Below are 25,211 nucleotides of genomic sequence, written 5' to 3' on the forward strand. Positions count from 1 at the left end.
TGCCCCGCGACCACCCCCAGGCCGGTCCGCCGAGGCCGGACACACCCGAACCGGGCACAACCGTCACGCGTTCGGCCTGCCCGCGCCGAACGCCGGGTGCGAAGGACGGGCAAGCGGGAGTGGCGAACCCCTCCGCCCGGCGGTCATCGTGGGGCCGGATGGCTGGTCGCCGCCCCCGGGACCAGCCGGTGCGGCGGATTCCGGCCGGGTGGCTCGTACCGTGCTCGCATGACCGCACGTCACCGCGGGAGCCGCCGCCCCGGGTACCTCGTGGCGGCGGCGGTGTTCGCCGTGGGCATGGCGGGCACCACCCTGCCCACGCCGCTGTACGGGCTCTATCGCGCCCAGATCGGGTTCTCCGAGCTGATGGTGACGGTGGTGTTCGCTGTGTACGCGGTCGGCGTCATCACCTCCCTCCTGCTCGCGGGCGACTACTCCGACCAGGTGGGCCGTCGCCCTGTTGTCCTGTGCGCCCTGGGTCTCGCCGCCGCCGCCGATGTGTGCTTCCTGTCCGAGGGCGGTCTGCCCCTGCTCTTCGTGGGCCGCCTGCTGTCGGGGTTCTCGGCCGGACTGCTCACCGGCGCGGCGACCGCCGTCGTCATGGAACTCGCCCCGCCGGGCCGCGCCGCGCGGGCCGGGTTCGCTGCCACCGCGGCGAACATGGGCGGCCTGGGCTGTGGCACGCTGCTGGCCGGAATGCTCGCGCAGTACGCTCCGGCGCCGTTGCGGCTGCCCTTCGCGGTGCATCTCGCCCTGGTGGCCGTGGCCTGCGTCCCGGCCTGGCTGCTGCCCGAGACCGTGGCCCGTCCCCGGCGGCTGCCCCACGGACGGCCCCAGGGGATGGCCGTGGCGCCTCAGGCGCGGGGGGTGTTCCCCTCGGCGGCGATCGCCGCTTTCGCGGGTTTCTCGCTGCTCGGGCTGTTCACCGCTGTCGCACCGAGTTTTGTGGCCGAGGTGCTGAGGATCGATGATCTGGCCCTGTCCGGGGCGGTGGCCTTCTCCGCCTTTCTCGCCTCCACCCTGGGGCAGTCGCTGACCGGGCGACTGGGTGTGCGCCGAGCGCTGCCCGCCGGATGTCTGACTCTCGTGGCCGGACTGCTGCTCGTGGGCGCGTCCGTCGCGGTGGAGTCGCTGGCACTGCTGCTGGCCGGTGCGCTCCTCGGCGGTCTCGGTCAGGGGCTGGCCTTCCGGGCCGGTCTGACGGCGGTCGGTGATGCCACCCCGCGCGAGCACCGCGGCGGCACCCTTTCGGCGTTCTTCGTCGTCGCCTACATCGGAATCGCCGTGCCCGTGGTGGGTGTGGGAGCGCTGACGCTCTGGCTGGGGCTGCGGACCGCAAGCCTGATCTTCACGGCCGTGGTGACGGCCCTCGCCCTGAGCGTCGGTCTGTATCTGCTCCGCCGGCCCCGGCAGGGGACGGGGGACGAACCGACGGACGCCCCAGCCCGCTGAGCCGCGCCCGCGACGCACAGCCCGCCGCGGCCGTCGGCCGTGACACGGTGGACACTGCCCCGGTCCGACGTTCGGGTGAACGTTCGGGTGCCGGACAAGGCGCACTCCCACCGGTACAGGTGCCGACGCGATCATCCCTGCCACCGCCGCGTGTTTTCTGAGCATCGCGCGGTACGGAGGAGGGCGGGCGCCGACGCGGCGCCCGCCCTCCGGGGGATCAGTCCCAGGGGTTGGCGGGCTGATTGTTGATCGCGGTCCAGAACCGGGTTCCGGTCGGCAGAGTGCCGTTGGCCCAGAAGGACCAGCCTTCGCCGTCGTGGAACTCGGCTGTGCGCCAGCCCGCGCCGAAGTTGTTCGCACAGATCTGGTCCGCTGCCGCCCGGCTGGTCAACAGCGTGCCGGCGAGCGGGGAGGTGGCCTTGACCTGGCCCCGGGCCCAGCTGTGGAAGCCGCTCGCCGGGATGCCGGCGGGGGCGGGGCGGCCGTCCTGGTTCAGGCAGAGCAGCGGCAGCGCGGTGATGGGGGTGGTGTCGCCGTTGTACGCGTCGGTAGCGGCGTCGCTGCCCACGTGCACGACGTTGTCCGTGCGCTGTTCGAGGTTGGCCCAGGTCATCCCGAGGTGGCCGCCGGTCAGCTCCTTGAAGGCGGCCTTGTTGATGTTCCACTGCTGGTACGGGCCGTTGTTGCAACCGAACAGGTAGATCATCCAGCCGCCGCTCCTCGGCTTGTTGTCCAGACACTGGCCGCTGGACACACTGGTCAGGCGCGTTCCGACCAGGTCATAGAGCGGGGAGGCGACCTGGTTGGCGGTGATCCGCCACATCTGGAGGGTGCTGCCGTTGCAGGCTTTGATCGTTACGCCCCCGCCCCCCTGGTCGGCGGCCAGGCAGGAGCCGGCGAAGGAGTTGCTGTTGATCGTGTGTACCCCGGGGAAGCCGGCGACCGGGGTGAACTGCCACCTGACGGAACCGTGGTCCTCGTCGCAGATGACCATCTCAGGTCTGTCGGCGACGTTCTCCTTGGGACAACGCGCGGACTGCTGATTGAACACCACAGTCGAGGGTGGCGGGGTGGCGGAGGCGCTTCCTGGGCTGAGCAGCATCGCGGCCAGCGCGAGGACGGCAGCGAGGACGAGTCGTTTGACGGACGAGGGCAACGTTCCTCCAGAAGGAAGGGCAACACGGATGTCCGAATGTCCGGTGCGGGCCGTTCGGACCCGCCGCACCGGGGCCGTGGCCAGTCTGCTGGCCCATGATCGGACTCCGGTATCCCAGATTTCTGGGTACCTCCGTTCACCCGGGCGGGAGATGCGCGGTCCCGGCCCTGTCGGCCATCAGCAGGGCCACCAGGTCCCGGCGGCTGCGGACCCCGGTACGGTCGAAAATGGACTTGAGGTGGTCCTGCACGGTCAGCGGACTCATCGACAGCCGCTCGGCGATCAGTCGGGTGCTGTGTCCGCGCAACGCTCCGAAAGCCACGTCCTGTTCGCGCGCGGTCAGCCCGTACGCCATGAGTTCGACCGGCAGCCGCTGGGCCGGCGAGGAGGGCATCGCGACGATGGCCACGTGGCCCGGGGTCGCGCCGCGCAGGACTGATGCCCGCAGGGTCAGCCACTGACCCTGCCGGGTACGGATGCTGGCTCGGCAGTCGGGTTTCCGCTGCGCTTCGGCCGACTCGCGGGCGTACTCCGCCAGGGCGGCCAGGCCACTGGGGATGCCGCGGATCAGGAGTTCGTCCCGGCTCTGCTCGGCCAGCAGGACCTCGGCACGTTCGTCGGCCGAGACCAGGGACCCGTCCGCGCCGACGATCACCACGGCGCCGACGGGTGCGGCGGCCTCGTCGGCGCTCGGACCGGTCTCCGACGGAGCTTCGAGCGAGAGCTGGGAGTGCCGCAGGGCGGCGCTGATGTGGGGTCCGGCCCGCTCCATCAGCCCGATGTCCTCGGTGGTGAACGGCCCGTGTCGGCGCCCCCGCATGAACGCGGCGCAGCCCCACCGGCCGCCGTGGCTGTCGAAGGTGACCCGGAGCTCGTCGACGTAGCTCCGGGGTTCGAGCATCTGCCGGTAGCGGACGCTGAGTTCCGGTAACTCCTCGGTGGCCCGCAGCAGACTCTGTACGGACCGGCCGGACGCGCGGATGGCGTCGAAGGTGGTGCTGTCCGCGCTGGAGAACTCCAGTTGGGCGGCCTCCTGGAAGTCGGCCGGATCGAGACCGTACGGCAGCGTCGACGTGGGGAACCCGCTGACCGGGTCACTGCCGTGGAAGCACCCGGCCTCGAACCCGAGCTCGTCGTGCAGCAGTCCGGCCAGACTCCGGAACAGCTCGGATGCGGCCGGGCGAGCCGCGCACAGATCGGATATCTCGCCGAGGATCACGCGCTGCCGGTCCTGTGCAGTGGCCATGACATGAGCATACGGACCGAGCGGCCACGTACCTCTGTACCCGTCCCGACTGGGTGAATCACGGGTCGTACGAGGTGTGGAGCTGCTCCCGGTCGGGTGTCGCGTGGAGACCAGGCGGCCCTGTGGCCTGCCACGATGGGCGATTGAGGAGCGCACCCACCGCCCCGTCCGGCAGGTGCGGGGTGCTTTACGGCCGCGGCGCACTCACCCGCCTGGATCTGGCCCGCACGCTGCGAGCCTTCTGCTCTCGTGGCGCCCGGTCGGCTCGGAACCGGCACACCGTATTTCAGCGGCATCTTCTTGGTGACTGTGCTTTCTTGGTGATGCGCAGGACCTCCTGGCAACTCACCCATCTTTCGAGGAACACTCCCATGAACTCCGCTCACGGCCCCCGCGTCGCGGTCGTCGGTGCCGGCCTCGGCGGCCTTACCCTGGCTCGCGTCCTGCAGTTGCACGGCCGCTCCGTCACCGTCTTCGAGCGTGAGGCTGCCACCGGCGCCCGCTCCCAGGGCGGCAGTCTCGACATACATGCCGACACCGGTCAGACCGCTCTGCGCGCGGCGGGCCTGCTCGACCGGTTCCGTGCCCTGTCCCGACCCGAAGGGCAGGAGTGGCGCGTGGTCGACCCCGTCACCGGCACCGCCCTGCCCGTCCCGGGGCCCGGCCACGACGACGACAGCCCGGAGATCGACCGCGGCCAACTGCGCGGCCTTTTCCTGGAATCCCTCACCGAGGACACCGTCCGGTGGGGCTGCGCTGTCACCGGGGCCACCCCGCTCGGGGACGGCTCCTGGCGCCTGCTCGTCGACGACGGCACCACCGAGGACGCCGACCTGGTGGTCGGCGCCGACGGCGCCTGGTCGCGTATCCGCCCAGCCCTGTCGGACGCCGCACCCGGCTACACCGGTGTCACCTTCGTCGAGACCGGTCTCGACGACTGCGACACCCGCCATCCCTCCCTCGCACGCATGGTCGGCAACGGCACCCTGCTGGCGACGGCCGACGGCAAGGCCCTGCTCGCCCAACGCAACAGCAACGGCCACATCCGCGTCTACGTCGCCTTCCGCGCCCCTCATGACTGGCAGGTCGCCGCCGGCGTGGAACCCGACGACACGGCGGCCGTGCGCGCACATCTGCTGAAGACATTCAACGGCTGGGACGAGAGCCTGCTCCGCCTCCTGCGGCATCACGACGGCGGGTTCGTCAACCGGCCCGTGTTCGTACTGCCCGTTCCGCACACCTGGGAACACGTCCCTGGCATCACCCTGCTGGGCGACGCCGCGCACCTGATGCCTCCCGTCGGGCTCGGTGCCAACCTCGCCATGCTCGACGGCGCCGACCTCGCCCACGCCCTCATCGCCGAATCCAGCGTCGACGACGCCGTCCGCGCCTATGAGAGCCTCATGCTGCCGCGCTCGGCCCGGGCCGCCCAGGACTGCGCGGAGGCACTCGACAACCTCATTCCCCCGACGGACTCCTGAGCAAGCGCCACGACCACACCCGCAATGAACCCAGCACAGCCCGGAGCCGGAGCGCTACACCGACTTCGGAAGCCGGCCCGTCCCCGGACCTGTCGCGCTCAGCCGCTCAGCCGCTCGGTCGATCTGTGGCCGACCTGCCGTGGCGGACGTTCCGTGGCGGACGTTCCGTCGGACTCCAGCCGCTGTGTGATCCGGTCGAACAAGTCCGTCAGTGGCTCGCCGACGTCCTGGCCGAAATCGGTCAGCCCGTAGGTGACTTGGGGTGGTGTCGTCGGCTCGACCTCCCGCCAGACCAGCCCGTCCCGGACCAGTGCGCGGAGTGTCTGAGCGAGCATCTTCTCGCTGATGCCCTGGATGCTGTCGCGCAGCTCGAAGAACCGAAGGTTGTTGCTCCGCAAGGAGATCAGCACCCAGATACCCCACCTGCTGGTCACGTGGTCGACCATGTCGCGCGCAGGGCAGTCCGTGTGAAACACGTCATACCGGTTGCCCGCCTCGCCCTGCGTCACCTGCGTGCCTTCCTTCATGTTCGGAGCTTACCTCTGGGTATGTTCTTACGAAAAGTAAGTCCCGCTCCTAGCGTCAGTTGCCGCAGTGCACAACGGATCAGGAGCTGAACATGATTGTGGTGACCGGGGCTACCGGGAATGTGGGCCGGCCTTTGACGCAGGCCCTGGCCGAGGCGGGCGAGCAGGTGACGGCGGTGTCACGGCACGCGGCGGCGGTGCCGGACGGAGTCCGGCACGCGGCGGCCGACCTGGCCGAGCTGACAAGCCTCACGCCCGTGTTGGACGGGGCGAAGGCGCTGTTCCTCCTGTTGTCCGGCGACCTGCACGCCCCCGGAGCCAGGCCGACCGACATCATCGACCTGGCCGCGGCCAGTGGGGTGCGCCGGATCGTCCTGCTGTCTTCGCAGGGCGTGGCGACCAGGCCGATCGGCCCGTCGCGGATCGCGATGCGCGCGGTGGAGGACGCGTTGAGGGAGGCCGGCCCGGACTGGGCCGTCCTGCGACCGGGCGGCTTCGCCTCCAACGCCCTGGCCTGGGCGGAGTCCGTCCGCACGCAAGGGACGGTCGCCGCACCCTTCGGTGACGTCGGGGTTCCGGTCGTCGACCCGGTGGACATCGCCGAGGTCGCGGCGGCCTGCCTGCTCGACGAGCGGCACACCGGGGGAGTCTTCGAGCTGACCGGGCCCGAGGTGATCACGCCGCGTCAGCAGGCGGAGGCCATCGCCGCCGCGCTCGGCTCGCCGGTGCGGTTCCACGAACTCACCCGCGAGGAGGCCAAGGCCGCGATGACCCAGTTCGTGCCGCCGGAGCTCGCCGACGACACCCTGGACATCATCGCCGCTCCGAACCCGGCCGAACTGGGGATCAGCCCGGACGTGGAACGAGTGCTCGGCCGCGCCCCGCGCCCCTTCAGCGACTGGGTCGCCCGGAACATCGCCGCCTTTCGCTGAGACACGACTCAGCTGAAGCGCCTGGGCAGCCCCGTGCGACTACGGCCGCACGGGGCTGCCCCGTAGCGCTGCCGCCCACCACCGGCCAGAGCTCAAGAGCCGCAGCGACCTCACGGGTCCAACTGCGGCTCACCGCTCACAGCCTCTATAACAGGACACGTACCGCGAGAACATGGACGACGTCGTCCTCGATGAAGGCGAAGGCCGTACCCGGCACGCCCTCACCGGAAGAACCACCGAAGGAGCCGCACCCGATGGACATCAGCGACACCACCGCCCCTCCGCGGTGGCCCGTCCCTTCCACCCCGCCCGTCCACGATCCGGCCCTCTTCGCGCAGGCGATGCGGGACATGCGACTGACCTGGCGCGCCCGCGGCGTCCTCGCCGAACTCGCCACCGGCTACCCCTCGGGGCAGGAACCCACGATCAACGAGCTGGCCTCCCTCACCCGCAACCAGCGCGGGGCCGCCGAGGGCCGCGAGGCCTTCCGCAAGGCGGTCGGCGAGCTGCGCACCGTCGGCTACCTCACCCCCGACGCCACGGCCTCGGGTGTCGGCGCGCGGCTGGTCGTGGACCTCACCCCGGCCGTCGGCGCACATCTGATCCGTCGTGACGACTACCTCGCGCTCATGGAAGGGAGTTGACCGACGAGGGAGAGCGAGGACCTGACCCGCCGTCCGGAACAATCTGCCGCACCGCGCAGCCATGCCGCGCCAACTGTGTGGCGAGGTTGAGCCCGGCACCACATGAGGGCTTGCGGTGTGAGCAGAGGAGTGCGCCGCGGGACGAGGCGGTGGGTTCAGGCGTGCCACATTCTCACGGCCGCTCGGACGTAGTCGCTGAAGTCGCGTGGCGTACGGCCCAGTGCGCGCCGTACTCCGTCGGAGACTTGGCTGTCCATGCCTCGCCGGATCGGGCTCACCGCCTCGGCATAGTCCTCCGCCTCGGCGGCCGGCCACCCCTGCCCGGTGAGTTCGGCGACGAACCCACCGGGGGAGAGCGGGACATAGCGGATGCGGCGGCGGGTCGCCCCGGAGATTTCGGCGACGGCCTCGGCGAGGGTCAGGGCCCGGGGGCCGGAGAGTTCGTACGTCTGCGCGGCGTGGCCGTCCTCGGTGAGTGCCGCGACCGCGACCGCGGCGATGTCCTCGGCGTCGATGAAGGAGGCCGCGCCTTCCCCGGCGGGCAGTCTCAGCTCACCGGCGAGAACCGCGTCCCGGAAGATCCCCTCGCTGAAGTTCTGTGCGAACCAGGCCGGTCGCAGGACCGTCCATGTGATGCCGCTGTCCCGCACCGCGCTCTCACCGTCCACGTGGGTGGCACCGGCGAGGTTGGCTTCTCCGGAGTATCCCGGCACATCCACGCCGCGCCCTGAGAGCAGCACGACGCGCTCGACACCCAGCTGTACGGCGCGTTCGACGAACGGGCGGGTGAGGAGGTGCCCGTTGACCGGCACGAGGTACAGCGCCCGCACGCCCTCCAGCGCGGAGTCCCAGGTGGTGCGGTCGAGCCAGTCGAAGGCAGGATCACCGGAGCGCGAGGCCACGCGGACCGGGACCCCTTGTGCCCTCAGCCGGGATACGACCCGGCTGCCGGACTTGCCCGTACCACCGGTCATCAGAATCGGATGCTTGGTCATGAGGCCAGTCAAGACGCGTCTTGCGAGACGATCCATGGCTGTCAAGCTCGCTTCGATGTCTGTACGTCTACGGTGGGGGTATAGATGTCCTCTCCGAACTGCTGGACGGGGTGAGGGCGCGGGGTGCCCTGTTCCGGCAGACGACCTTGAGCGGGCCGTGGTCCCTGCGGTTCGCCGTCGGCTCACCTCTGACACTGGCCACAATGCTGCGCGGCCGGGCGTGGATCGTCCCCGCCGAGGGCGAACCGGTGCCGGTCGGTACGGGAGACATCGCGATCATCTCCGGCCGGGCGCCGTACACGGTCGCCGACGATCCGACCACCTCACCGCGAGCAGTGGTCCACAGCGTCGACTACTGCTCACGTACCGACCAAGGCGGGGCCGTCGACGGCCCGGACGGCTCAGCCCTGCTGCTCAGCGGCGCCTGCACGGGCCGCGGTGAGATCAGTGAGCGCCTGCTCCGAGCACTTCCCGACATCCTTGTGATCCGCGACGCCGACTGTCACCGCCCATTGCTCGATCTGATGGTCGAGGAGATCGCCACGGACCGGCCCGGGCAGCAGGTGATGCGTGACCGATTGCTGGACCTGATGCTCCTCTCCACGCTGCGGACCTGGCTGGACGGACCCGAGGCGCACGCGCCACCGTGGTATCGCTCAATGGACGACCCGGGTCGTGGGCCACGCCCTGCGGCTTCTTCACGACGATCCGGCCCACCCATGGACCGTGGCGAGCCTGGCGGCCGGGGCGGGGGTGTCCCGCGCCGCGCTGGCCCGCCGCTTCACCGCGCAGGTCGGCGAACCACCGATGACCTACCTCACCACGTGGCGCGTCGACTTGGCGGCCGACCTGCTGCGCGAGACCAGGGCCACGGTCGGCTCGATCGCCCGGAAAGTCGGCTACGCCGACACCTTCGCGCTCAGCGTCGCCTTCAAGCGCCTCCGCGGCATCACCCCGACCGAGCACCGCATCACCGCCACGCCCGCCGGACTTGAGCAATGAGGGACGAGCTGTGCGGGGTGGTGCCGGTTGCGCTCGCGGCGAGGCTGCGCAGGATGATGACCCGTTCCGTGCGAGGAGGGCAGCGGGTGGACTGCCGGGACAGCCGGGGCCGCATGAGTTCGCGGTAGGGACCCACCTTCGGTCATTGCCCCGGGGCCCCGTTTGGGCCTGTCGAATTGTGGAGGTGGTGGGTTCGGTACGAATCTGGAGGCCAAGCCCGTGGGCGGGACCGGCAGCCCGGTGCGGAGGTGGGACGCCCGGAGCATGTTCCGACGGACGGCCCTGTCGCGGAGAGGTCAGTGACCGGCAGCATCCTTCATATCCCCTCGCCCCCGGAAGGAGCCTGATCAGCGTGGCCCGGAACTGCCGACTGATCCTGAGCACGCCGTCCGAGGTCTGGGACCTGCTGTCCGACGGCCACCGATACGGGGAGTGGGTGACGGGTACTCAGCAGGTCCTCGCCGCGGACGCGCACTGGCCAGAAGCAGGCGCCCGTCTGAAGGTCCGGGTCGGTGCCGGTCCCCTGACCATCGACGACACCTGCGTCGTCCGCATCTGCGAACCGCGACACCGTCTTGAGCTGGAAGCGAAGGCAGATCCGTTCGGCGCGGCCCGCATCGCCATGAACTTGATCCCCTGGGGCGAGAACACCCTGCTCACACTCGACTGGCACCCCCTCCGGGGCCCCGGCACCCGGATGCACGGACTTCCCGTGGACTACCTCGTCGCGATCCGCAACGGAATGATGCTGACGAAGCTGGCCCGGATCGCGCGGCGCGAGCACAGCGGAGACACCTGAGGCACCTTGCGGAACAGCCGGGACGGAATCGGGGGCCTCAAGGCTGCCGGAAATGGGCTCGGTCGCGGGTTCACGGGACCCGGGGCGCCCTTCGACGACCATGCGCGACCCTCGGCCGTTCGACTCCCGGCAGGCCGTCACCCGACCGTCCGCGCCCTCGATAAACGCCCTCTGACCTGGTGTTTTCCGTCCATCCTCCTAGGCTGGGGGTTCCGCAGGACACCCATCGGAGGGGGACTTCATGAGGGACGCCGCGAACCCGTACGCCGCCGCCCGCATTCAGGTGTGGGAGGGTCGGGAGGCCATCCGGAAACGACCAGGGGTGTACGTGGGATCGACCAGTGAGCGCGCGCTGCACCACCAGGTGTTCGAGGTCTCCGACTGGGCGGTGAACGAGGTCCTCGCCGGTCGCGCCGACCGCGTCGACATCGCGCTGGAATCCGACGGCTGCGTGCGGGTCGCCATCGACGGGCCGGGGACTCCGGTCGAGGCCGCCGGGCACACCGGCGACCCCAGCCTCGAAGAGCTGCTGACCCGGATGTACCCCGGGCCGCGGCGCGGCGGCCGCCGATCCGTGGGGGCGGGCCTTTTTGGCAGTTCGACACGCTGGCAGAGCACTTCAGAACACTGGCCTTCCTCGACCGCGGCCTCGGTGCCGAGGACTTCGTCGCCTTCATCGCGGCGCGGGCCGGGGCATCCGATGGGACGGGCGTGCTCGGTTTCGAGCATGAGGATCCGCGGATCGCCGGGTCCGTCGAGGTCGCCCTGATGTGGAGCCACACCTTCACGGGCGGCATCCAGAGCTTCGCGAACTGCGTGCCCACCCCCGGCGGGGGGCCGCATGTGGTGGGCTTCCGAGAGGGAGTGGCGGCAGCGGTCAACACCTTCGTACAAGAGCGGCAACCGCTGACGAGGATCGACACCGGACTTGGACCTGACCGGTTCGACGACGGCCTCACCGCGGTCGTCTCGGTGAAACGGTCGGGACGGCAGCCGATCTGTCCGTCACAGGCTCCGTCTGGGATGCTGAAGGCCGGGCTCGACAGGGGGCAGACGGTGTATACGGAACCTATGGCGCGAGCCGTTGTGGAACCAGCAGTACTCAAGCTGGTACGGCAGTACCCCCGTGGCGGGTCGTTCTCCACGACGGTCACCTCCGGCGGGGACGGCTTCACCATGTGCGCCCACATCCGGGCGCAGTGGGCGGCACCCGGGCAGGTGAAGATCGCACTGGCCTGTTGGGTCGTCAACATGGATACCGCGCGCTATCTCGGTGACAACCCACCTGCCAGGGAGGAGATGCGCCTGCCGCCGGAAGGTACAGCGGAGTGGGACGAGGAACTGACCGGCCGGGTGATCGGACACCTGGCGGCTCGTATGAACGCTCCTGCCGCCGCCCTGCCGACCACCGACGGACACCTCACCATCACCGTGCCTCTCGTCCTGACGTAGTCACGGGCCGCCTCGCGATTGACCTTGGTCACGTCAGGCGGCATAGGGGCCGCGCGAGTTGTCCGGGTTGTGAAGATCAAAGAGGTCCGCGCGGCCATGCCACATCAGGCCCGTCCGCACGACGGCCTGCTGAATCACCCACCAGCCGATTCCCCGAGCCAACACGCCTCATGACCAATCGCGGGGCAGCCCGTTACCCCAGGTAGAGAGCTGCCAAGCGTGGCAGGTGATGCGTCGCCGTCAGCGGCCGGGAAGCACGTCCATCGATCCGATGTACTCCTGGGCTTCCTCGTCCGAAAGCCGGACGGACTGCGCCCAGTAGTAGATCAGCAGGCTGAACGCGGCGATGATCACCATGTCCCACCACAGGGGAAGGACGCCGGTCGCGCCGCAGGACACCGACGAGGCGGGCCCGCCGCTGCAGTAACCGCCCTGCCAGGAGATCAGGCCCATGCCCACCAGATATACAGGCAGCCACTGCGCGGACCGCCAGTCCAGATGCGGGACCTTCGGGTTGAGCCCGAGCAGTGCCGAGCCGCCCAGCAGCAGATAGCCGAGCACGATCGCCAGACCGAGCCGCCACAGGGTGTCCCAGCCCGCCCAGTAAATGATCATGCTGGAGACGATGAAGGCGACAGGAGCCCAGAACATGCCGCCCGGAAGACGGTAGGGACGATGCCGGTCCGGGTCCTGTCTGCGCAGACACCCCAAGGCGAGTGGCGCGCCCGCGTACATCAGCACGCTCGCGGAGGTGACGAAACCCACCAGCTTCTGCCAGGTGGGGAACGGCAGGAAGATGATGAGCCCGACGGCGAAGGCGAAGAACAGACCGAACCAGGGAACTCCGCGTGCGGTGGTCCGCTCGAAGACGGCGGGCACATAGCCGTTGCGGGAGAGACCGTACGAGACCCTGGAGGCGGCGGTCGTATAGATCAGGCCGGTGCCGGTCGGTGAGACGACCGCGTCGATGTAGATCAGCGTGGCGAGCCACCCGACCCCGGCGGACAGGGCGAGGCCGGCGAACGGCCCCGCCTTGTCGACGAAGGTCAGGTTGGCCCAGCCATGGGCGAACGCGCTCTGCGGCAGAGCCGCGATGAAGACCACTTGGAGCGCCAGATAGACGAGAGCACCGACGAGGATCGAGCCGATGACCGCTCGCGGGATGTCCCGTGCCGGGTTGCGGCTCTCTCCCGCCAACTGGTCGGCCTGCTCGAATCCGAGGAGCGCGAAGATGATGCCGCCGGTGCTGACGGCGGAGAGTACGCCCTGGACGCCGAACGGGGCGAAGCCCTGGTGACCGAAGTTGCTGCTGTCGAAAGAGGTCGCCGCCAGGACGATGATGGTGAGGACGGGGATGGCGATCTTCCACCAGGTGGCCACGCTGTTGGTGTGGGCGAGCCATCTGATGCCGAAGAAGTTGACGAGGACGAAGAAGGCCATGAAGGCAACGGCCAGCCCGTACCCCGCGGCGGTCAGATGGTTCTTCTCCGTCTGGACCCACTGGGCGTGGACACTGAGGTAGTTCAGCGACGCCATTACCTCGATCGGCGCTGTGGCGACGGCCTGCAGCCAGGAGAACCAGCCGAAGGAGGCCCCGGCCACGCTGCCGAAGGCGTAGTGCGGGAAGCGCGCGGTGCCGCCCGCGACCGGGTACATGGCCCCGAGTTCAGCATGGACGAAGGCCAGGATGACGATGGCGAGAGCCCCGATGCCCCAGGAGATGAGGGCGGCCGTACCGGCCGCCTGTGCCGCGAACAGCGCACCGAACAGCCATCCGGATCCGATGATGGACCCTTCGGAGGTCCAGATGAGGCCGATCAGCCCGATGTCCCGCTTGAGGCCCTGATTTCCGGAACCCCCAGGTCCGGCAGACGTCGGCATCCGCATGCCCCCTCGCTCCGGTGAGGACGGGACGCGAAGCGTGCCTCGCGCATCCGCAGGTCCCTTCCTCCCTATCCCGGTGTCCGGCCGGCCACTCCGGCGCGGGGAGGAGTTGCGCTGAACGAGTCGCGCGGAGCGTCTGCCACCGGGTCGGAGCGGCCGTCACCGGGTCGGAGCGGCCACGACGCTGCGGAGTCCCCGGGGGTACGCTGCTTCCGACCTCCACCGGGACTTCGTACCCGGCCCAAAGGCTCGGGGCAAGCCGGACGGCCTGTCGAAGCCGCCCGCGCCGCCGATGTACGAGCCCTTCCCCGGGGCGGCGTTCTTCTCACTGCCTGTCACGAACTGGTGGAGGCCGACCTCGGGGCACAACGGCTGTCGGAACATTCGCCATGCCATCAGGCCGGCCGCTGGGCGAGTTCTCCGCATCTATCGTGGTCTGCTCCCACGACATGCCAGAATGCCCGTGCCCACACCGTCTCCCCCGTCGGGGTGGGGCCTCTCGTTCCGGGCCCCGCGTACTCTCACAGGCGAGTTCTCCGAGCCGATGAAGTCGCGGATCCACATGGCCGGGGCGCGCAAAGCCGCAGCTCAGGAACTGTGTTCCCCGCCCGCGCGGGGGTGGCCCGCAGGCCGTGGAGGCAATTCCCATCGCGCAGAGATGGTCCCCGCACTGCGGGGATGGTCCCCGGATCACGTCGCGCTGGACGTCACACACAGCGTGGTCCCCGCGCTGCGGGGTTGCCTCCTTCGTCCTCGGGCGAAGGGGGGCCTTTTCGTGCGTCAGGGGTCAGGGGTCAGGGGTCGGCTGGGGGCTCGGGGTGCCGTACGGCCTTCTTCAGCGCCGCCTCGACCTGGTACCGGCCCTGACCGGTGGCCTGTGCCTGGTCGGCGATGGCCTGCTGTACGGCGGCTGCCGCCGTTGCCACGGTGGGGCGGCTTTCCTGCCGCTCACCCCAGGCCGTGCGCTCCAGTGCGATCAGTCTCCGGCGGCTGTCGTCACTGCGTCCAGGGCCAGGTGCCAGGGGTAGGGTCGCCGCTCTCCGGGCTGGTTGGGCACGAAGCCGCCCTCGCCGTACAGCACCGTCACCCCGGCACCGCGCAGTGTCCCCACCGACCGGTCGAAGGCCGGGTGCTGTACGTAGGCGGCGTTCACGCAGGGCATTGCCACGAGGGGGATCCGCTTCCCGATGCCCTCCGCGAGGACCCCCACGACGAAGCTGGACGTCAGGCCCAAAGCCCACGAGTTGATGGTGTTGAACGTGGCCGGAGTGGTCAGGATCGCATTCGCCGTCGGCCAGACGTCCGGCTCTCCGGGCCGCTTGTATTCCGACCGCACCGGGTGTCCGGTCAGCTGTTCCAGGCTCGGCAGATCTGCCTCCAGCCATCGGGCGGCCGTGGGCGTCAACCCCAGGCATACATCCCACCCTCGGGCCTGAGCGTTCTCGACGACTTCGGCAACTTCGAAGACAGGCGGGGCAGCCGAGCCGAACAGGTACAGAGTTCTCATGCAGTCAGTCGACCACACAGGCAACCGCCCCCGAACCGGGGGGTTTGGGGGGCGACGCAGGATCCAGCGCGCAGTCGCGCGGGTACCGTTCCGGATGACGAGTCAGGAACGGAGACCAGTGTGCCCAGACTGGACGACGACCACACAGGTGCCCGGATCAGAGAGCAGCGGAAACTCGCCAGACTGACCCAACGGCAGCTCGCGGGCCTGCTTCCGTACTCGTACAGCCTCCTCAATCAAGTCGAGTGCGGCGCGAAGCCGGCCAACCTGGACTTCGTGGCGGCTGTGGCCCGGGCCCTCCGGATCGACGTCACCGTGCTGACGGGACAGCCCTACGTGACCGAATTGCAGCAGGACCGCCTCGCCGAACTGGTACGCCCCATCCGTGAAGCCCTCGACCTGTACGACCTCGGAGCCGACGACACAGTTCCCGACCGGCCGGCCGAGCAGCTGATCGCGAGCGCCGGAGACCTCTGCGCCCAGGTGCGAGCAACGCGCCTGCGGAACGCTGCCCGGCTCCTGCCTGCCACCATCTCCGAGCTGACCACCGCAGCGTGGCGCAATCCGTCGACGGAGCTGTGGCAGGCTCTCGCCTCGACGTACCGGACCGCCCACGACATTGCCGTGAAGCTTGGCTACTACGACCTGTCGAGCGTTGCCCTGGATCGCATGGACTGGGCAGCCCATCGGGCCTCTGACCCCTGCCTGGGCGCCATCCGTCAGTATTGACCGGGCGCGCTCCGAGATGGAGACCGGCCGGACCGAAGCCGCCCTCGGCAGCATCATCGACGCCCGCCACACGGCGCCCGAGCAGACCCGCTACCACCCCGGTGCCAGGGAGACGATCACTGGACTCGTGCACCTCTCCCGCCGTACGCCGGACACCCTTGGCCACATGGCCGCGTGGATCGGCCTGTAGGACACTCACTCGCTGACCCGCCAACGCTCACAGATTCGTGAGCGTTGAGCCCTTCCCTGCCCGTCACGCTGGTCTCACCTGATCAGCGACGAGCCGGGGACCACGATGACCGGGAAGTATCTACCGCCAGTCCGCGCACTGTCGGAACAGCAGCAGCGCGGTTGGCATTGCGTGTGGTGCCGTGTACCGCTCGGCACCGACCTGGGGGTCGACCTCGGCGAACAGCGAGTCACCCCCACCACCGGTGCAGCGTTCTCCTGGTTCCCCGTGAGTGCGTGGACGCGCTGGCGTGCTCTGGACGGAGGGCGGCCCGGTGAAGGCGCCGACGCAGCAGCGGACCGCGCACCAGCCTCCGTACCACGCGTATCTGGCGTACCTCGGGCATACCCTGGCGTGCGATGCCTGCCGTACGGGGGCACAGTGCGCGACCGCCGTACGGCTCGGCCGCGCCTGGCGGAAGGTGCGCCGATGAACGCGCCCATCGGCTACGGGTACTGCTGGGCCGAGCGCCCCGACACGTACGCCCGCTGCACCCAGCCCCCCGGCCACACAGGCCCCCACTACGACTGGCGCGCCCCCAGCGACCACAGGGAATGGCCGAACAACCAGACCACCACCCCGCACCGCGCCCGGAGGGACGACGAGTGAAGTGCCACCACAGCGGAGGCGTCCACGACTTCGCGATCGAGACCGACGGCATGACCCGGTGCCCCGAACACGGGGTCACGCTCCTGTGGCACGGCAACCCCATCACGGACGCCGAACTGAAGACCGCGGCAGCTGTGGAGTCCCGGATGGACGAGGCGCTCGCCCTGGTCGAGGCGGCCCGCACCGACACCCGCAGCGCCCCTTGCCGGGCAGCCGCCGACCAGCCGCATCTGTCCGACGGCCACACCGCATGCCGGCGCCCCGGCTGCGCGTGTTCCTGCCACACCGCCTGATCGGAACCGTCGTGGCCCATCCGCCAGGAGCTTCACCTGTCCGTCAGCTCAACCAACGGGCCGCCCTGCGCGGTTGCCCGGTCATCGACCGCTTTCGAGGGGTGCGAGTGCCGCAGAAGGCCACGTTCGCCTCGCCTGTGGAGACGGAGGAGTAAATCGGTGGGGTGATGCAGGGGAATCTGCCACGATCGCTGGATGGGTGCATTGGATGCAGTGGCAGGCAGGGTTGCTGGCGGGGCCACCTTGGCGTTCCGGCCCAGCGGCTCCTCGATGGTCCCGCTGATACGCAGTCGGCAGCAAGTGGTCGTTGCTCCGGTCGACCCGTCGAAGTTGGAGGTCGGGGACATCGTCCTCGCCCGTGTCGCCGGGACGGTCTACTTGCACGTGGTGTCGTCCGTGGACCCCGCCAGGAAGCGGGTGCAGATCAGCAATAATCGTGGCCGCATCAATGGCTGGACCAGCCACGATCGTGTCTTTGGTATCTGTGTGGCAGTCGACGGCGTCACCCGGTCAGGGATCGAAGGCAAGACGCTCGCGGCCGACTCCGACGACTCCTCCTGAACCTGACGCTCCAGCGGCATCGGGCCGCCAAGCCGTGCGGGTGGCAGAACGTGTGCGCGTTCGCGAGATCGATGACGACGAGGGCCGGCGGGTACTGCGGATGGTCCGCAGGGGCACGGGCTCCGTGGTGACCTGAAGAGGTCGTGTGGTGGGTCAGATGCGCCGATGGTCTCATCGGTTCGCTTTCGTCACCGTCCGGCGACCAGCCATGGACGATCGCCCGATTCCATCCCGGGGAGGCTTGGGAACGCGTCCGCAGCTTGTTCGAGGCCCAGGCCGAGGCCAGGAGGTCGGGGTTTCCCGAGGGCAAGGTCAACGCCATCGCGGCAGTCAAAGAAATGGCCATCGAGCTGCAACCGGTGGGTGCAGGGGAAGTGATCAGGCCTGTCCTGACCTATATCGATGGACAAGAGGCCATGTTCCGCGACTGATCCTTGCGAACCTGGCGGAAGCGTCGGGACATGGACAGTGCTGCGGTGCCCGGAACGACGAGTCTCCTGGCAGACGGGTCCTGAACAAGACGACCCTGTCCACCAGGAGCTTCGTGTGCGTGTCCATTGATCCTCGACCGGTCGTTCTGTCCTCCTGATTCCGGCCGTCCTTGTGGAAACCGAACTCCGTTACCGCTACCGGGGTGTTGCCCGCATCCGGAGTCTGCCCGGTCCGAATGACGCTCCCAGGACGGGGCGGACCTGTTGCCGGCCGGGCAGGTGTTTCAGGCTCCAGCGGGCGGTGATGGTGGCGAGGGCGAGGGTGGCCTCGGTCATCGCGAAGGTGTCGCCGATGCACTTGCGGGCGCCGGTGGCGAAGGGGAGGAAGGCGTTGCGGGGAGGCTGGGGGCGCTCGGGATCCCAGCGGTCGGGGTCGAAGGTTTCGGGATCGGTGTGGAGATCGGGGCGGTGGTGGATGAGGTAGGGGCTGTAGGCGACGTTGGTGCCGGCGGGGAGCGCGTACCCGCCGAGGTGGGTGTCATGGGTGACTGTGCGGGTGAGGAACCAGGCCGAGGGGTACAGGCGGAGGGTCTCGGTGATGATGCGTTCGGTCAGTTCCAGGCGGGGCAGATCGGCTGGGGAGGCCGGGGTTCCGCGCAGGACGGTGTCGACCTCGGTGTGCAGCCGCTGTTCGATCCCGGGGTGGCGGGCCAATAGGTCCAGCGCCCAGGCCAGGGTGCTGGCCGTCGTCTCCGTACCGGCCAGGAAGACGGTGAGGATCGTGTCGCTGATTTCCGCGTCCGTCATCCCGCGGCCGCCGTCTTCGAGGTCGCGGGCTGCAACCAGGGCCGAGAGCAGGTCGCCGTGGTCGGTGCGATCGGCGCGCCGTTCGGCGATGATCAGGTCACAGGTGTGACGTAGGCGTGTGTGTGCACGCAGATAGGCACGGTTGTCCGGAGTGGGGAGCCGGTCCAGCGGCGGGACGAGGAGCATGCGCCGGAAGAGCCCGCCCGCGATGGTCTTGACGTCGTCGATGAGCTGTCCGAGCTCGCCCGCGGGCAGGGAGTTGGAGAACAGGGTGGCGGCCGTGGTCCGGGAGCTGATCGACATCATCTCGGTGGGCACGGCCAGGGTCTGGCCCGGCACCCAGGAACCGGTCACCTTCTCGGTGCAGGCGGTCATGGTTCGTGCGTAGCCCGGGAGCCGGTCGGGATGGAAGGCAGGCTGGGCCAGTCGGCGCAACCTGCGGTGGGCAGGGTGCGGACAGCTGCTGAGGCCGTCACCCAGGACGTCACGGAAGCGGTCGAACACCGGGCCGCCCTTGTCGAAGAGTCGGTCGTCGACCAAGGCCTGACGGGTCAGTTCCGGATCACAGATCACGACCAGTGGCACGGGGCCCATATGGACGCGGACCAGTGGTCCGTGGGCGGGCAGCGACCTCAAAAGGGCCAACGGGTCCCGTACCAATGGCACCAGGTGGCCTATCAGAGGCCACGCGCGGGGGGCCGGGGGGATCAGCCGCAGGTCTCTCACCCGTGCTCCCGATGCTCTCCGGGTTCCGACCTCAGGTGTGGTCTCGCTCATCGCGCCTCCTCCGTACGACAGTTGGCGTCCTTCTCGGTCACGGTCGGAGAGGTCGGACGGGGGCGTGGTCCCGGCCCTGGTCGTGGTCCTGATCCTGGTCCTGATCCTGCGGCGTCAGGGCGGAGACGATTCCGTCGATGAGCCGGGCGCACGGGCCGATTCCGCTGAGTTCCATGCTGCTTGCCAGCGTGCCGATGAATGCGCGGCGGATGGGGATTCCCTGCCGGGGAGGCAGGGAGTAGCTGTCCCAGACCGCGTGGTAGGTGTCGATCGACAGGACGGTGTCGGCGTTGCCGGGCGGGGTGGGGGCGACTCCGGGGCCGGCGATGGTGTGCTCCCAGATGCGGGCCGTCAGGTCGGCGAGTCGGGTGACGACATCGTGAGCGGCGGGGGTGTCGGTGGTTGCGGAGGCGGAGGCGGAGGCGGAGGCGGTGAGGGCGACGGCGGTGGTGCCGGTGGGGAGGGCGGCAGCGGTCAGGAACAGCTCACGCCACAGGGGCGCCAGTTGTGGCAGCTCGTCGGGCGTGGCCGTGACACAGGCGCTGATGGCCTTGTGTGCTGCCGTGGCACAGGCCGTGGCGGTGGCGGTGCTGGTGCCCGCGGTGACGACGCGTCGTGCGGCCCGTTCGGCGAGTTGATCGACCCAGCGTGTTTCAGGTGTGTCGTCTTCGTACCACAGCGGTTCCCATCCGAGGCCGTGGAGCATGTCTCCGTCAGCCAGCCTGGTCCGCGCGATCGATCCGAGCTGGGGCTTTTCCGTGCTCAGGGAGAACGCCCGCTGACAGTCGCCTCCGGTGGTGGACAGCGCGTGCAGCTGCGCGCGGACGTCGTAGCGGGGGGTCACGACGTACCAGGCGAGCGCGCCCATGGCCGTCTCGGCCACCTCCTCGTGCCCGTCTTCTCCACAGTCGCAGGCCAGGACGTCATCGACGACGCGGGCGCACGCGGTGGCGTAGCCGCTGAGTGCCCGGAGTCCTCCTGCGGCGACGGCCAGCAGCGCCTCGTTGCAGGTTTCCCCGTGGGCGTAGTCGGTGAGGATGCCGATGATCTCGTTGTAGCGGTAGGAATTGTCGATCGCCCGGCGGATCCGGTGGCAGCGGAAAGAGGCGTCGAAGGTTCCGGCGCCGTCGTCGTCGAGCGTCCGGTAGGGCGGTGAGCCGAAACCCAGACGGAAATAGGGCAGCATGGCCGCGTCCCACCACCGGGCCCACATGTACTCGTGGGGGGTCGGCGCACCGCCCGCGTCGGCCAGGTACCGGTGCGGGTCGGGGAGCGGGACGGAAAGATCTCGCAGGGCGTCCTTGGCGAGCATTACCCCACACGTCAGGACGGTCTCCTGGAGCGCGAGGTCGGCGGCGCGCCCTGCCACGGCAACGGCCCCCTCCGCGGCGGCCTTGATGTGCAGGTCCCGGCCGCCCGCCCCGGAGTCGTCGGAGGCGCCGGCGTAGTCGATGGCGCTGGCGAGGATGAACACGGCGCCGAACAGGTCCAGGAACTCACCGGTTCCCCGCGGCAGCCAGAACGTGTTGATGCTGCCCCAGTAGTCACGAACCGCCATCAACGCGGCCTGGGTGGCGTCCGTGGCGTGCCGCGCCATGTACTCGGCGATGATCGGCCCGGCCTCACCGCCCTTGGCGGGAATGGCGGCGGCGAGCGCGGCCAGCCGGTCCCCCACGGGGTTGCCGGGGCCGGCCAGGATCTGCCGGACGGCTTCCGTGGCGGCCAGGATCGCCATCGGGCCGCTCTCCTGAATGCTCTTGGCGACCTCGTGGCTGAACAGCGCGTCCATGAACTCCGCGCAGAGACGGTCGCCGTCCGGCGAGCCGGGGATCCTCGTTGACTCGTACGGCCGGTAACCGGTGGCGGTCACGACCTGTGCCCCATCCAGGCCGGGGTGCCCGGGCGGTCCCATGGTCAGCCGCGCCAGCCTCTGCCGGCACGGCTGATCGGCGAGGCCGTCAGCCAGCCGCGCGAGGCTGTCCGGCACCGGACCACGCCGCTGCCGGACCACAAGCGGGTCAGGGAACCGATCAAGCGGGTCAGGGAACCGATCCGCCCGCACCCGCGCCGCTTCTTCTTTGCCCCTCATGGTCACCTTCCAGAAGTGTCGTGGCTCCATCCGCCACTCGATGAGAAATTCCGATCGCGGGCAGTCGTCGTGGGAGATGAGGGAGCGTGAAATGACGGCTCATCGGCTGGAGGGAAACCGCCTGCACCCGGCCGGGCCGGCTAGGCGAAGTCGGCGGCGGGCTCGATCCGCCCGAGGAGGTCCCGCCATTCCGAGGCCGGCAGGACAGACGCGGCTCGGCACAGGTCGACGGGGCGGCCTGTGCCGAGGGACGCGGCGATCTCAAGGAGGGCGAGACGGGGGTCCAGGGCGCCGGGCTCCAGGTCGTCGTCCTTGAGCACCTCCGGTGTGCGGAGCAGTTCCACGATCTGATCCCAGTCCATCGACGCCGGGTGTTCGGCCGGCTCAAGGATTCCGGCCAGGGCGGGGTCGCGGCTGAACCGGCACAGCCAGTACCCGTCCTGGCAGTGGCCGAGAAGGATGATGGCTCGCCGCCTCTGGTAGTTCCCGACACCGGCCAGCAACTGCCTGGCGATCCGGACGCCTTCGGGCAGAGGCCGGCGGCGGGAAGGCAGCTCTTCGACGACGGCGTCGACTTCGATGGTCATGCGGCCACTGTGCTGCCCGCACGGACCTCGCACCCTGCTCACGCCGATTTCTCACTCGAAGAGGCGGTCCCGGCGCGAGCGACGAGGAACGGAACGCGCGTGACGGGTTACGGGTTACGGGTTACGGGTTACGAAGGGTCAGGCGGGCCCGGCGTACGCGATGGCCGGCACGGTGAGCGTGCGGGTGTCGTGGCCGAGGTGGATGACCGCGGTGACGTGGCCCTGGGCGACGGTACGGATGATGCCGTCGTCCTGACCGTACGGCTCGGAACGATCGAGCGGGTTCTCCTGCGCGTCGACCAGGACGAGAGCGAGGTCCCGGCGGGCAAACCCGGGGAGCTGCTTGTACGTGTCGAAGATGTCCGGGGAAAAGTGGAGCCGGTAGGTCACTCCGCGCCCTGGCCGTGATCCTGCGGGCCGATGCGGTCGCCGCGGTGCCCCATGTGATGTTCCTTCACGTGCGACGTGCCGTCAGGTGGCCCAGGAAATCCCTCCGGAGTGAGGACGAGGCCGACGTCCGGCTTCCGGTCCGCGATGGGGGGAAGGCCGGCCCGCCCCACGCGGTTCGGCTTGCCCACGCGGGTGCGATGAAGAAGCCTGCAGCAATGACGGTTCACGCTGGACCTGGTAGAGCTGACAAGGCGGACGAGAAGAGTCTGGACCGGCTGACCGCCCTGTCCGACGGAATCTTCGCCATCTCCATGACGCTGCTGGTGCTCGACATTCACGTCACCGCCGGCCTGGACCCGGCAGATTTCCGCCACATGGCGCATGACCTGCTGCCCAAGATCGGCGCCTACGCCTTGAGCTTCGCCATCCTCGCCGGGATCTGGCGCGACCACCGCCGGATCCTGCAGTTGACGCGCCGGGCGGAGGGGCTGTGCATGCGGCTCACACTCGCCGGCCTGGGAGTCATCGCGCTGGTCCCCTTCCCCACCACCATGTTGTCCGAGTACGCCTCGCAACCCCTGGCGGTCGCTGTCTACGCAACCACCATGGTCATCATCAACCTGCTGCAACTGGCCGCGCTGATCGCCTCCGGGTACCGTCCCCACCGCCGCGTTACCACCTCCGGCCACGGCGGCTTCAACGTCGTCACCGACCTGAGCACCACGGCCCTGGTCTTCGCGGCCACGGTGCCGATCGCCTACGTCTCGACCACCGCGGCCATCTGGACCTGGCTGGCGCTGATCCCCATCAGAATGGCGCTCGCCAGGCGCGGACGGCGTCAGTCCCGCCGGAACACCGCCGACAGCCCTCGCCCATGACCCAGGTTCGACGAGCGCGCTGTCCGGGCACCGGAGTGCGCGGGACCCGGCTTGGCATGTGACGGGCCGGGACGGGAGGGGTCGATGGTCCGGGACGGGCCGACGGTCCGGGGCGTGGTGTTCGTGGGCCGCACCTCGCGTCATTTCACGGGCGGGTCCGGTCCCCTCGCATGTCGTCGGGTCGGTCGCCCCGTGGGGCACAGATGTCAGAGCACAGCACCACGGTCCGGGTCAGGCGGTGGAGCCCGCTGTGTCCCCGGCACGTCGGGGAGAGGTACGGGGCGGCCGCAGCTGGTCGTGGACGGCCGCGAAGGCCGTGCACGTGACGGGGAGGATCACGGCTGCGGTGACCAGGATGCCGACGATGACGGGGGCGAGGATGCCTGCGTAGTACGCGGCGAAGAAAATACCCGTGGCCTGTTCGAGGTGGGCTCGTACGAGGGGCCGCAGCGGCAGGGCGAGCTCCACCACCAGCCGGACCATCCCTGCGGTGAGCGCGGCCAGCGGCAGCGCGAGGGCGAGGACGCGGGCCGCTCCGGCGCGAGTCCACGTCAGCGACCAGCAACGGCGCAGGGCCGCGCGGGGGCTGAGGCCATCGGCCGCGGCGGCTGGGGCGAGGGTGAGGGCGAGGCGCAGCAGCACGGCGACGAATCCGGCAGCCGCGGGGAGGCCGCGACGAGTGTGTAGGGCCAGGATCCGCGTTCCAAGGGCTCCGGGGTGTCGAGCTGGTAGCCGGTGAGAGAGTTCGCCACGGCTGCGACGAGCAGCGGCAGGGGCCATACGATCAGGCCGCGCAGCGTGTACACGGCGAGCACCGGTCGCGGCCGCGCGGGGACCACGGCGCGTGACGACTCTCCTTGCGATGGCACGCGAGACTCCGCCGCGACCGCCCGTGAGCACACCGTCTGCAGGGCCGCGCTGCCGGTGCCGAGGAGAAGCAGGAAGAGCGGGAGCGTGCAGAGGGCGACCAATGCCAGGTCGGTGCCGTCGTGCAGGTAGGGGTCCTCGACGTGGTGGTACCAGATGCGTTGGTTCCGCATACGGGTGAAGACGGGCCAGGCGAGCGCGAAAATCGCAGCTGTCATCAGCAGCCCGGCCAGCCCGGCCAGCCCGGCCAGGCCGACGAGGCGTACGGCCGCTCCCGTCAGCACGCCCCGGTGCCGCCGCAGGACACGGAATGTCGTGGTGGTGGAGCCGCGTTGCGGGCTCCCGTTCGTCGGCGGCACCGTGCGGTCGTGCTGTGTGGGCATGGGGACGAGCCTTCTGTACGTTCCGTTCCGGGGTGGTTCCGGAAAGGACGCTGGGCGGACCGGGCACGCTTCTCCGGCGTGCCCGGTCCTGCCGGCACTGCCGGAGGTCCACGAAGGCGGGCGGGTCCGCGGCTGGGCACTCAGGTTCAGGGCTGCTTGAATGCTCCAGTGATCGAACTGGTGGTTGCCCTGGCAGCGGCAGGGCTGACGGCGTGGCTCGTCCGCCGCAAACTGGAGCAACGTGCGGACAGTGCCGCTCAGGGAAATGTGATCAAGGTTCCCTGCCTGCTCCGGCATCCTTCGATTGAGGGGCGGTGGCTCCGTGGGCGGCTGTTGATAGGCCCCTCCGGGATGGCCTGGGAGCCCCGGACCAAGGCCGGTGCGGCAGTATCCCTTCCGGATGGGTTGCGGCGGGTCAGCGTGCGTTCACCCTCGCTGCGCGAAGCGGTGAAGATCAACGGTGGGTCCAGGATCGTTGAGTGCGCCTCTCCCGAGGGGGCCCTT

At 69.7% G+C, this 25,211-nt stretch carries 26 protein-coding genes and 2 pseudogenes; 15 read left to right on the plus strand and 13 right to left on the minus strand.

What is annotated here, in order from left to right:
* Positions 1-228: 228 nt before the first annotated feature.
* Entirely contained in the window at positions 229-1,452 is a 1,224-nt protein-coding gene (locus tag OG413_RS42525; protein ID WP_266815212.1) for an MFS transporter, read from the plus strand.
* A gap of 217 nt (positions 1,453-1,669) precedes the next feature.
* On the opposite strand, the gene OG413_RS42530 is transcribed toward OG413_RS42525, so the two are convergent.
* Both OG413_RS42530 and OG413_RS42535 read right to left on the minus strand, forming a co-directional pair.
* Complete coding sequence (locus OG413_RS42530; protein WP_266815213.1) at positions 1,670-2,608, minus strand: RICIN domain-containing protein; 939 nt, start codon at positions 2,606-2,608, stop codon at positions 1,670-1,672.
* Between the two features lie 136 nt (positions 2,609-2,744).
* Positions 2,745-3,854, minus strand: coding sequence for a helix-turn-helix transcriptional regulator (locus tag OG413_RS42535; protein WP_266815214.1), 1,110 nt, complete (start codon positions 3,852-3,854; stop codon positions 2,745-2,747).
* A 371-nt stretch (positions 3,855-4,225) separates the two neighbouring features.
* Here OG413_RS42535 and OG413_RS42540 point away from each other — a divergent pair, with 371 nt between their 5' ends.
* Positions 4,226-5,335 carry an NAD(P)/FAD-dependent oxidoreductase gene (locus OG413_RS42540; RefSeq protein WP_266815215.1) on the plus strand — a complete coding sequence of 370 codons (1,110 nt, stop codon included), beginning with the start codon at positions 4,226-4,228 and terminating at the stop codon, positions 5,333-5,335.
* A 98-nt stretch (positions 5,336-5,433) separates the two neighbouring features.
* Here the strand turns inward: OG413_RS42540 and OG413_RS42545 are convergent, their stop codons facing one another.
* A complete protein-coding gene (locus tag OG413_RS42545; RefSeq protein ID WP_266815217.1) occupies positions 5,434-5,862 on the minus strand; it encodes a helix-turn-helix domain-containing protein in 429 nt (142 codons plus the stop codon).
* A 92-nt stretch (positions 5,863-5,954) separates the two neighbouring features.
* Here OG413_RS42545 and OG413_RS42550 point away from each other — a divergent pair, with 92 nt between their 5' ends.
* On the plus strand, positions 5,955-6,794 hold the full coding sequence (locus OG413_RS42550) for an SDR family oxidoreductase (protein WP_266815218.1): 840 nt from the start codon (positions 5,955-5,957) through the stop codon (positions 6,792-6,794).
* Between the two features lie 254 nt (positions 6,795-7,048).
* On the plus strand, positions 7,049-7,438 hold the full coding sequence (locus OG413_RS42555; protein ID WP_266815220.1) for a hypothetical protein: 390 nt from the start codon (positions 7,049-7,051) through the stop codon (positions 7,436-7,438).
* Between the two features lie 155 nt (positions 7,439-7,593).
* Here the strand turns inward: OG413_RS42555 and OG413_RS42560 are convergent, their stop codons facing one another.
* The gene (locus tag OG413_RS42560; RefSeq protein ID WP_266815221.1) at positions 7,594-8,433 is read right to left on the minus strand and encodes an NAD(P)H-binding protein; all 840 of its coding nucleotides are present in this window, start codon (positions 8,431-8,433) and stop codon (positions 7,594-7,596) included.
* An 80-nt stretch (positions 8,434-8,513) separates the two neighbouring features.
* Here OG413_RS42560 and OG413_RS42565 point away from each other — a divergent pair.
* The 4 genes and pseudogenes from OG413_RS42565 (at position 8,514) to OG413_RS47065 (ending at position 11,686) form a co-directional block, all read left to right on the plus strand.
* A pseudogene (locus tag OG413_RS42565) lies at positions 8,514-9,435 on the plus strand (AraC family transcriptional regulator).
* Between the two features lie 352 nt (positions 9,436-9,787).
* A complete protein-coding gene (locus tag OG413_RS42570) occupies positions 9,788-10,234 on the plus strand; it encodes an SRPBCC family protein (RefSeq protein ID WP_266815223.1) in 447 nt (148 codons plus the stop codon).
* A 241-nt stretch (positions 10,235-10,475) separates the two neighbouring features.
* Positions 10,476-11,003 carry a hypothetical protein gene (locus OG413_RS42575; protein ID WP_266815225.1) on the plus strand — a complete coding sequence of 176 codons (528 nt, stop codon included), beginning with the start codon at positions 10,476-10,478 and terminating at the stop codon, positions 11,001-11,003.
* Positions 10,946-11,686 (plus strand): hypothetical protein, encoded by a 741-nt coding sequence (locus OG413_RS47065; RefSeq protein ID WP_323138035.1) that lies wholly within the window; start codon positions 10,946-10,948, stop codon positions 11,684-11,686. The genes OG413_RS42575 and OG413_RS47065 overlap by 58 nt, the downstream gene beginning before the upstream one ends.
* A 240-nt stretch (positions 11,687-11,926) precedes the next feature.
* Here OG413_RS47065 and OG413_RS42590 read toward each other — a convergent pair whose 3' ends face one another.
* The 3 genes from OG413_RS42590 to OG413_RS42600 form a co-directional block, all read right to left on the minus strand.
* Positions 11,927-13,567, minus strand: a complete 1,641-nt coding sequence (locus OG413_RS42590) for an APC family permease (RefSeq protein WP_266815227.1) — start codon at positions 13,565-13,567, stop codon at positions 11,927-11,929.
* Between the two features lie 797 nt (positions 13,568-14,364).
* Entirely contained in the window at positions 14,365-14,496 is a 132-nt protein-coding gene (locus OG413_RS42595) for a hypothetical protein (RefSeq protein WP_266815229.1), read from the minus strand.
* Between the two features lie 50 nt (positions 14,497-14,546).
* Entirely contained in the window at positions 14,547-15,077 is a 531-nt protein-coding gene (locus OG413_RS42600) for a flavoprotein (protein WP_266815231.1), read from the minus strand.
* A 120-nt stretch (positions 15,078-15,197) separates the two neighbouring features.
* On the opposite strand from OG413_RS42600, the pseudogene OG413_RS42605 reads away from it, so the two are divergent.
* From OG413_RS42605 to OG413_RS42630, 6 genes and pseudogenes are all read left to right on the plus strand, one after another.
* Positions 15,198-15,996 (plus strand): annotated as a pseudogene (locus tag OG413_RS42605) (helix-turn-helix domain-containing protein).
* A gap of 289 nt (positions 15,997-16,285) precedes the next feature.
* The gene (locus tag OG413_RS42610) at positions 16,286-16,468 is read left to right on the plus strand and encodes a hypothetical protein (RefSeq protein ID WP_266815233.1); all 183 of its coding nucleotides are present in this window, start codon (positions 16,286-16,288) and stop codon (positions 16,466-16,468) included.
* Entirely contained in the window at positions 16,465-16,644 is a 180-nt protein-coding gene (locus OG413_RS42615; protein ID WP_266815235.1) for a hypothetical protein, read from the plus strand. Before OG413_RS42610 ends, OG413_RS42615 begins: the two co-directional genes overlap by 4 nt.
* Entirely contained in the window at positions 16,641-16,937 is a 297-nt protein-coding gene (locus tag OG413_RS42620; protein ID WP_266815237.1) for a hypothetical protein, read from the plus strand. The genes OG413_RS42615 and OG413_RS42620 overlap by 4 nt, the downstream gene beginning before the upstream one ends.
* Positions 16,938-17,132: 195 nt before the next feature.
* Complete coding sequence (locus tag OG413_RS42625) at positions 17,133-17,498, plus strand: S24 family peptidase (protein ID WP_266815239.1); 366 nt, start codon at positions 17,133-17,135, stop codon at positions 17,496-17,498.
* Between the two features lie 260 nt (positions 17,499-17,758).
* Positions 17,759-17,929 carry a hypothetical protein gene (locus OG413_RS42630; protein WP_266815241.1) on the plus strand — a complete coding sequence of 57 codons (171 nt, stop codon included), beginning with the start codon at positions 17,759-17,761 and terminating at the stop codon, positions 17,927-17,929.
* 195 nt (positions 17,930-18,124) lie between these two features.
* Here OG413_RS42630 and OG413_RS42635 read toward each other — a convergent pair whose 3' ends face one another.
* The 4 genes from OG413_RS42635 to OG413_RS42650 all read right to left on the minus strand — a co-directional run bounded on the left by OG413_RS42635 (position 18,125) and on the right by OG413_RS42650 (position 22,579).
* Positions 18,125-19,513, minus strand: coding sequence for a cytochrome P450 (locus OG413_RS42635; protein WP_266815243.1), 1,389 nt, complete (start codon positions 19,511-19,513; stop codon positions 18,125-18,127).
* A 37-nt stretch (positions 19,514-19,550) separates the two neighbouring features.
* Entirely contained in the window at positions 19,551-21,383 is a 1,833-nt protein-coding gene (locus OG413_RS42640; protein ID WP_266815245.1) for a hypothetical protein, read from the minus strand.
* A gap of 359 nt (positions 21,384-21,742) precedes the next feature.
* Complete coding sequence (locus OG413_RS42645; protein ID WP_266815247.1) at positions 21,743-22,189, minus strand: hypothetical protein; 447 nt, start codon at positions 22,187-22,189, stop codon at positions 21,743-21,745.
* Between the two features lie 138 nt (positions 22,190-22,327).
* Complete coding sequence (locus OG413_RS42650) at positions 22,328-22,579, minus strand: hypothetical protein (protein WP_266815249.1); 252 nt, start codon at positions 22,577-22,579, stop codon at positions 22,328-22,330.
* Positions 22,580-22,794: 215 nt separating this feature from the next.
* On the opposite strand from OG413_RS42650, the gene OG413_RS42655 reads away from it, so the two are divergent.
* Complete coding sequence (locus OG413_RS42655) at positions 22,795-23,457, plus strand: TMEM175 family protein (RefSeq protein ID WP_266815251.1); 663 nt, start codon at positions 22,795-22,797, stop codon at positions 23,455-23,457.
* 231 nt (positions 23,458-23,688) lie between these two features.
* On the opposite strand, the gene OG413_RS42660 is transcribed toward OG413_RS42655, so the two are convergent.
* Together OG413_RS42660 and OG413_RS42665 are read right to left on the minus strand one after the other, a co-directional pair.
* Positions 23,689-24,099, minus strand: a complete 411-nt coding sequence (locus tag OG413_RS42660) for a hypothetical protein (protein ID WP_266815253.1) — start codon at positions 24,097-24,099, stop codon at positions 23,689-23,691.
* Positions 24,009-24,707 carry a hypothetical protein gene (locus OG413_RS42665; RefSeq protein WP_266815255.1) on the minus strand — a complete coding sequence of 233 codons (699 nt, stop codon included), beginning with the start codon at positions 24,705-24,707 and terminating at the stop codon, positions 24,009-24,011. Before OG413_RS42665 ends, OG413_RS42660 begins: the two co-directional genes overlap by 91 nt.
* Between the last annotated feature and the right edge of the window lie 504 nt (positions 24,708-25,211).

The sequence above is a fragment of the Streptomyces sp. NBC_01433 genome (assembly GCF_026340105.1).
Taxonomy (GTDB): Bacteria; Actinomycetota; Actinomycetes; order Streptomycetales; family Streptomycetaceae; genus Streptomyces.

What these genes read in the sequence shown, in the direction of transcription:
- OG413_RS42555 (WP_266815220.1), top strand. Translation starts at nt 7,049, where the DNA reads ATGGACATCAGCGACACCACCGCCCCTCCGCGGTGGCCCGTCCCTTCC.
- OG413_RS42540 (WP_266815215.1), top strand. Translation starts at nt 4,226, where the DNA reads ATGAACTCCGCTCACGGCCCCCGCGTCGCGGTCGTCGGTGCCGGCCTC.
- OG413_RS42590 (WP_266815227.1), bottom strand. Translation starts at nt 13,567, where the DNA reads ATGCCGACGTCTGCCGGACCTGGGGGTTCCGGAAATCAGGGCCTCAAG.
- OG413_RS42665 (WP_266815255.1), bottom strand. Translation starts at nt 24,707, where the DNA reads ATGCCCACACAGCACGACCGCACGGTGCCGCCGACGAACGGGAGCCCG.
- OG413_RS42545 (WP_266815217.1), bottom strand. Translation starts at nt 5,862, where the DNA reads ATGAAGGAAGGCACGCAGGTGACGCAGGGCGAGGCGGGCAACCGGTAT.
- OG413_RS42645 (WP_266815247.1), bottom strand. Translation starts at nt 22,189, where the DNA reads ATGACCATCGAAGTCGACGCCGTCGTCGAAGAGCTGCCTTCCCGCCGC.
- OG413_RS42550 (WP_266815218.1), top strand. Translation starts at nt 5,955, where the DNA reads ATGATTGTGGTGACCGGGGCTACCGGGAATGTGGGCCGGCCTTTGACG.
- OG413_RS42600 (WP_266815231.1), bottom strand. Translation starts at nt 15,077, where the DNA reads ATGAGAACTCTGTACCTGTTCGGCTCGGCTGCCCCGCCTGTCTTCGAA.
- OG413_RS42615 (WP_266815235.1), top strand. Translation starts at nt 16,465, where the DNA reads ATGAACGCGCCCATCGGCTACGGGTACTGCTGGGCCGAGCGCCCCGAC.
- OG413_RS42635 (WP_266815243.1), bottom strand. Translation starts at nt 19,513, where the DNA reads ATGAGCGAGACCACACCTGAGGTCGGAACCCGGAGAGCATCGGGAGCA.
- OG413_RS42525 (WP_266815212.1), top strand. Translation starts at nt 229, where the DNA reads ATGACCGCACGTCACCGCGGGAGCCGCCGCCCCGGGTACCTCGTGGCG.
- OG413_RS42535 (WP_266815214.1), bottom strand. Translation starts at nt 3,854, where the DNA reads ATGGCCACTGCACAGGACCGGCAGCGCGTGATCCTCGGCGAGATATCC.
- OG413_RS42655 (WP_266815251.1), top strand. Translation starts at nt 22,795, where the DNA reads ATGACGGTTCACGCTGGACCTGGTAGAGCTGACAAGGCGGACGAGAAG.
- OG413_RS42575 (WP_266815225.1), top strand. Translation starts at nt 10,476, where the DNA reads ATGAGGGACGCCGCGAACCCGTACGCCGCCGCCCGCATTCAGGTGTGG.
- OG413_RS42625 (WP_266815239.1), top strand. Translation starts at nt 17,133, where the DNA reads ATGGGTGCATTGGATGCAGTGGCAGGCAGGGTTGCTGGCGGGGCCACC.
- OG413_RS42560 (WP_266815221.1), bottom strand. Translation starts at nt 8,433, where the DNA reads ATGACCAAGCATCCGATTCTGATGACCGGTGGTACGGGCAAGTCCGGC.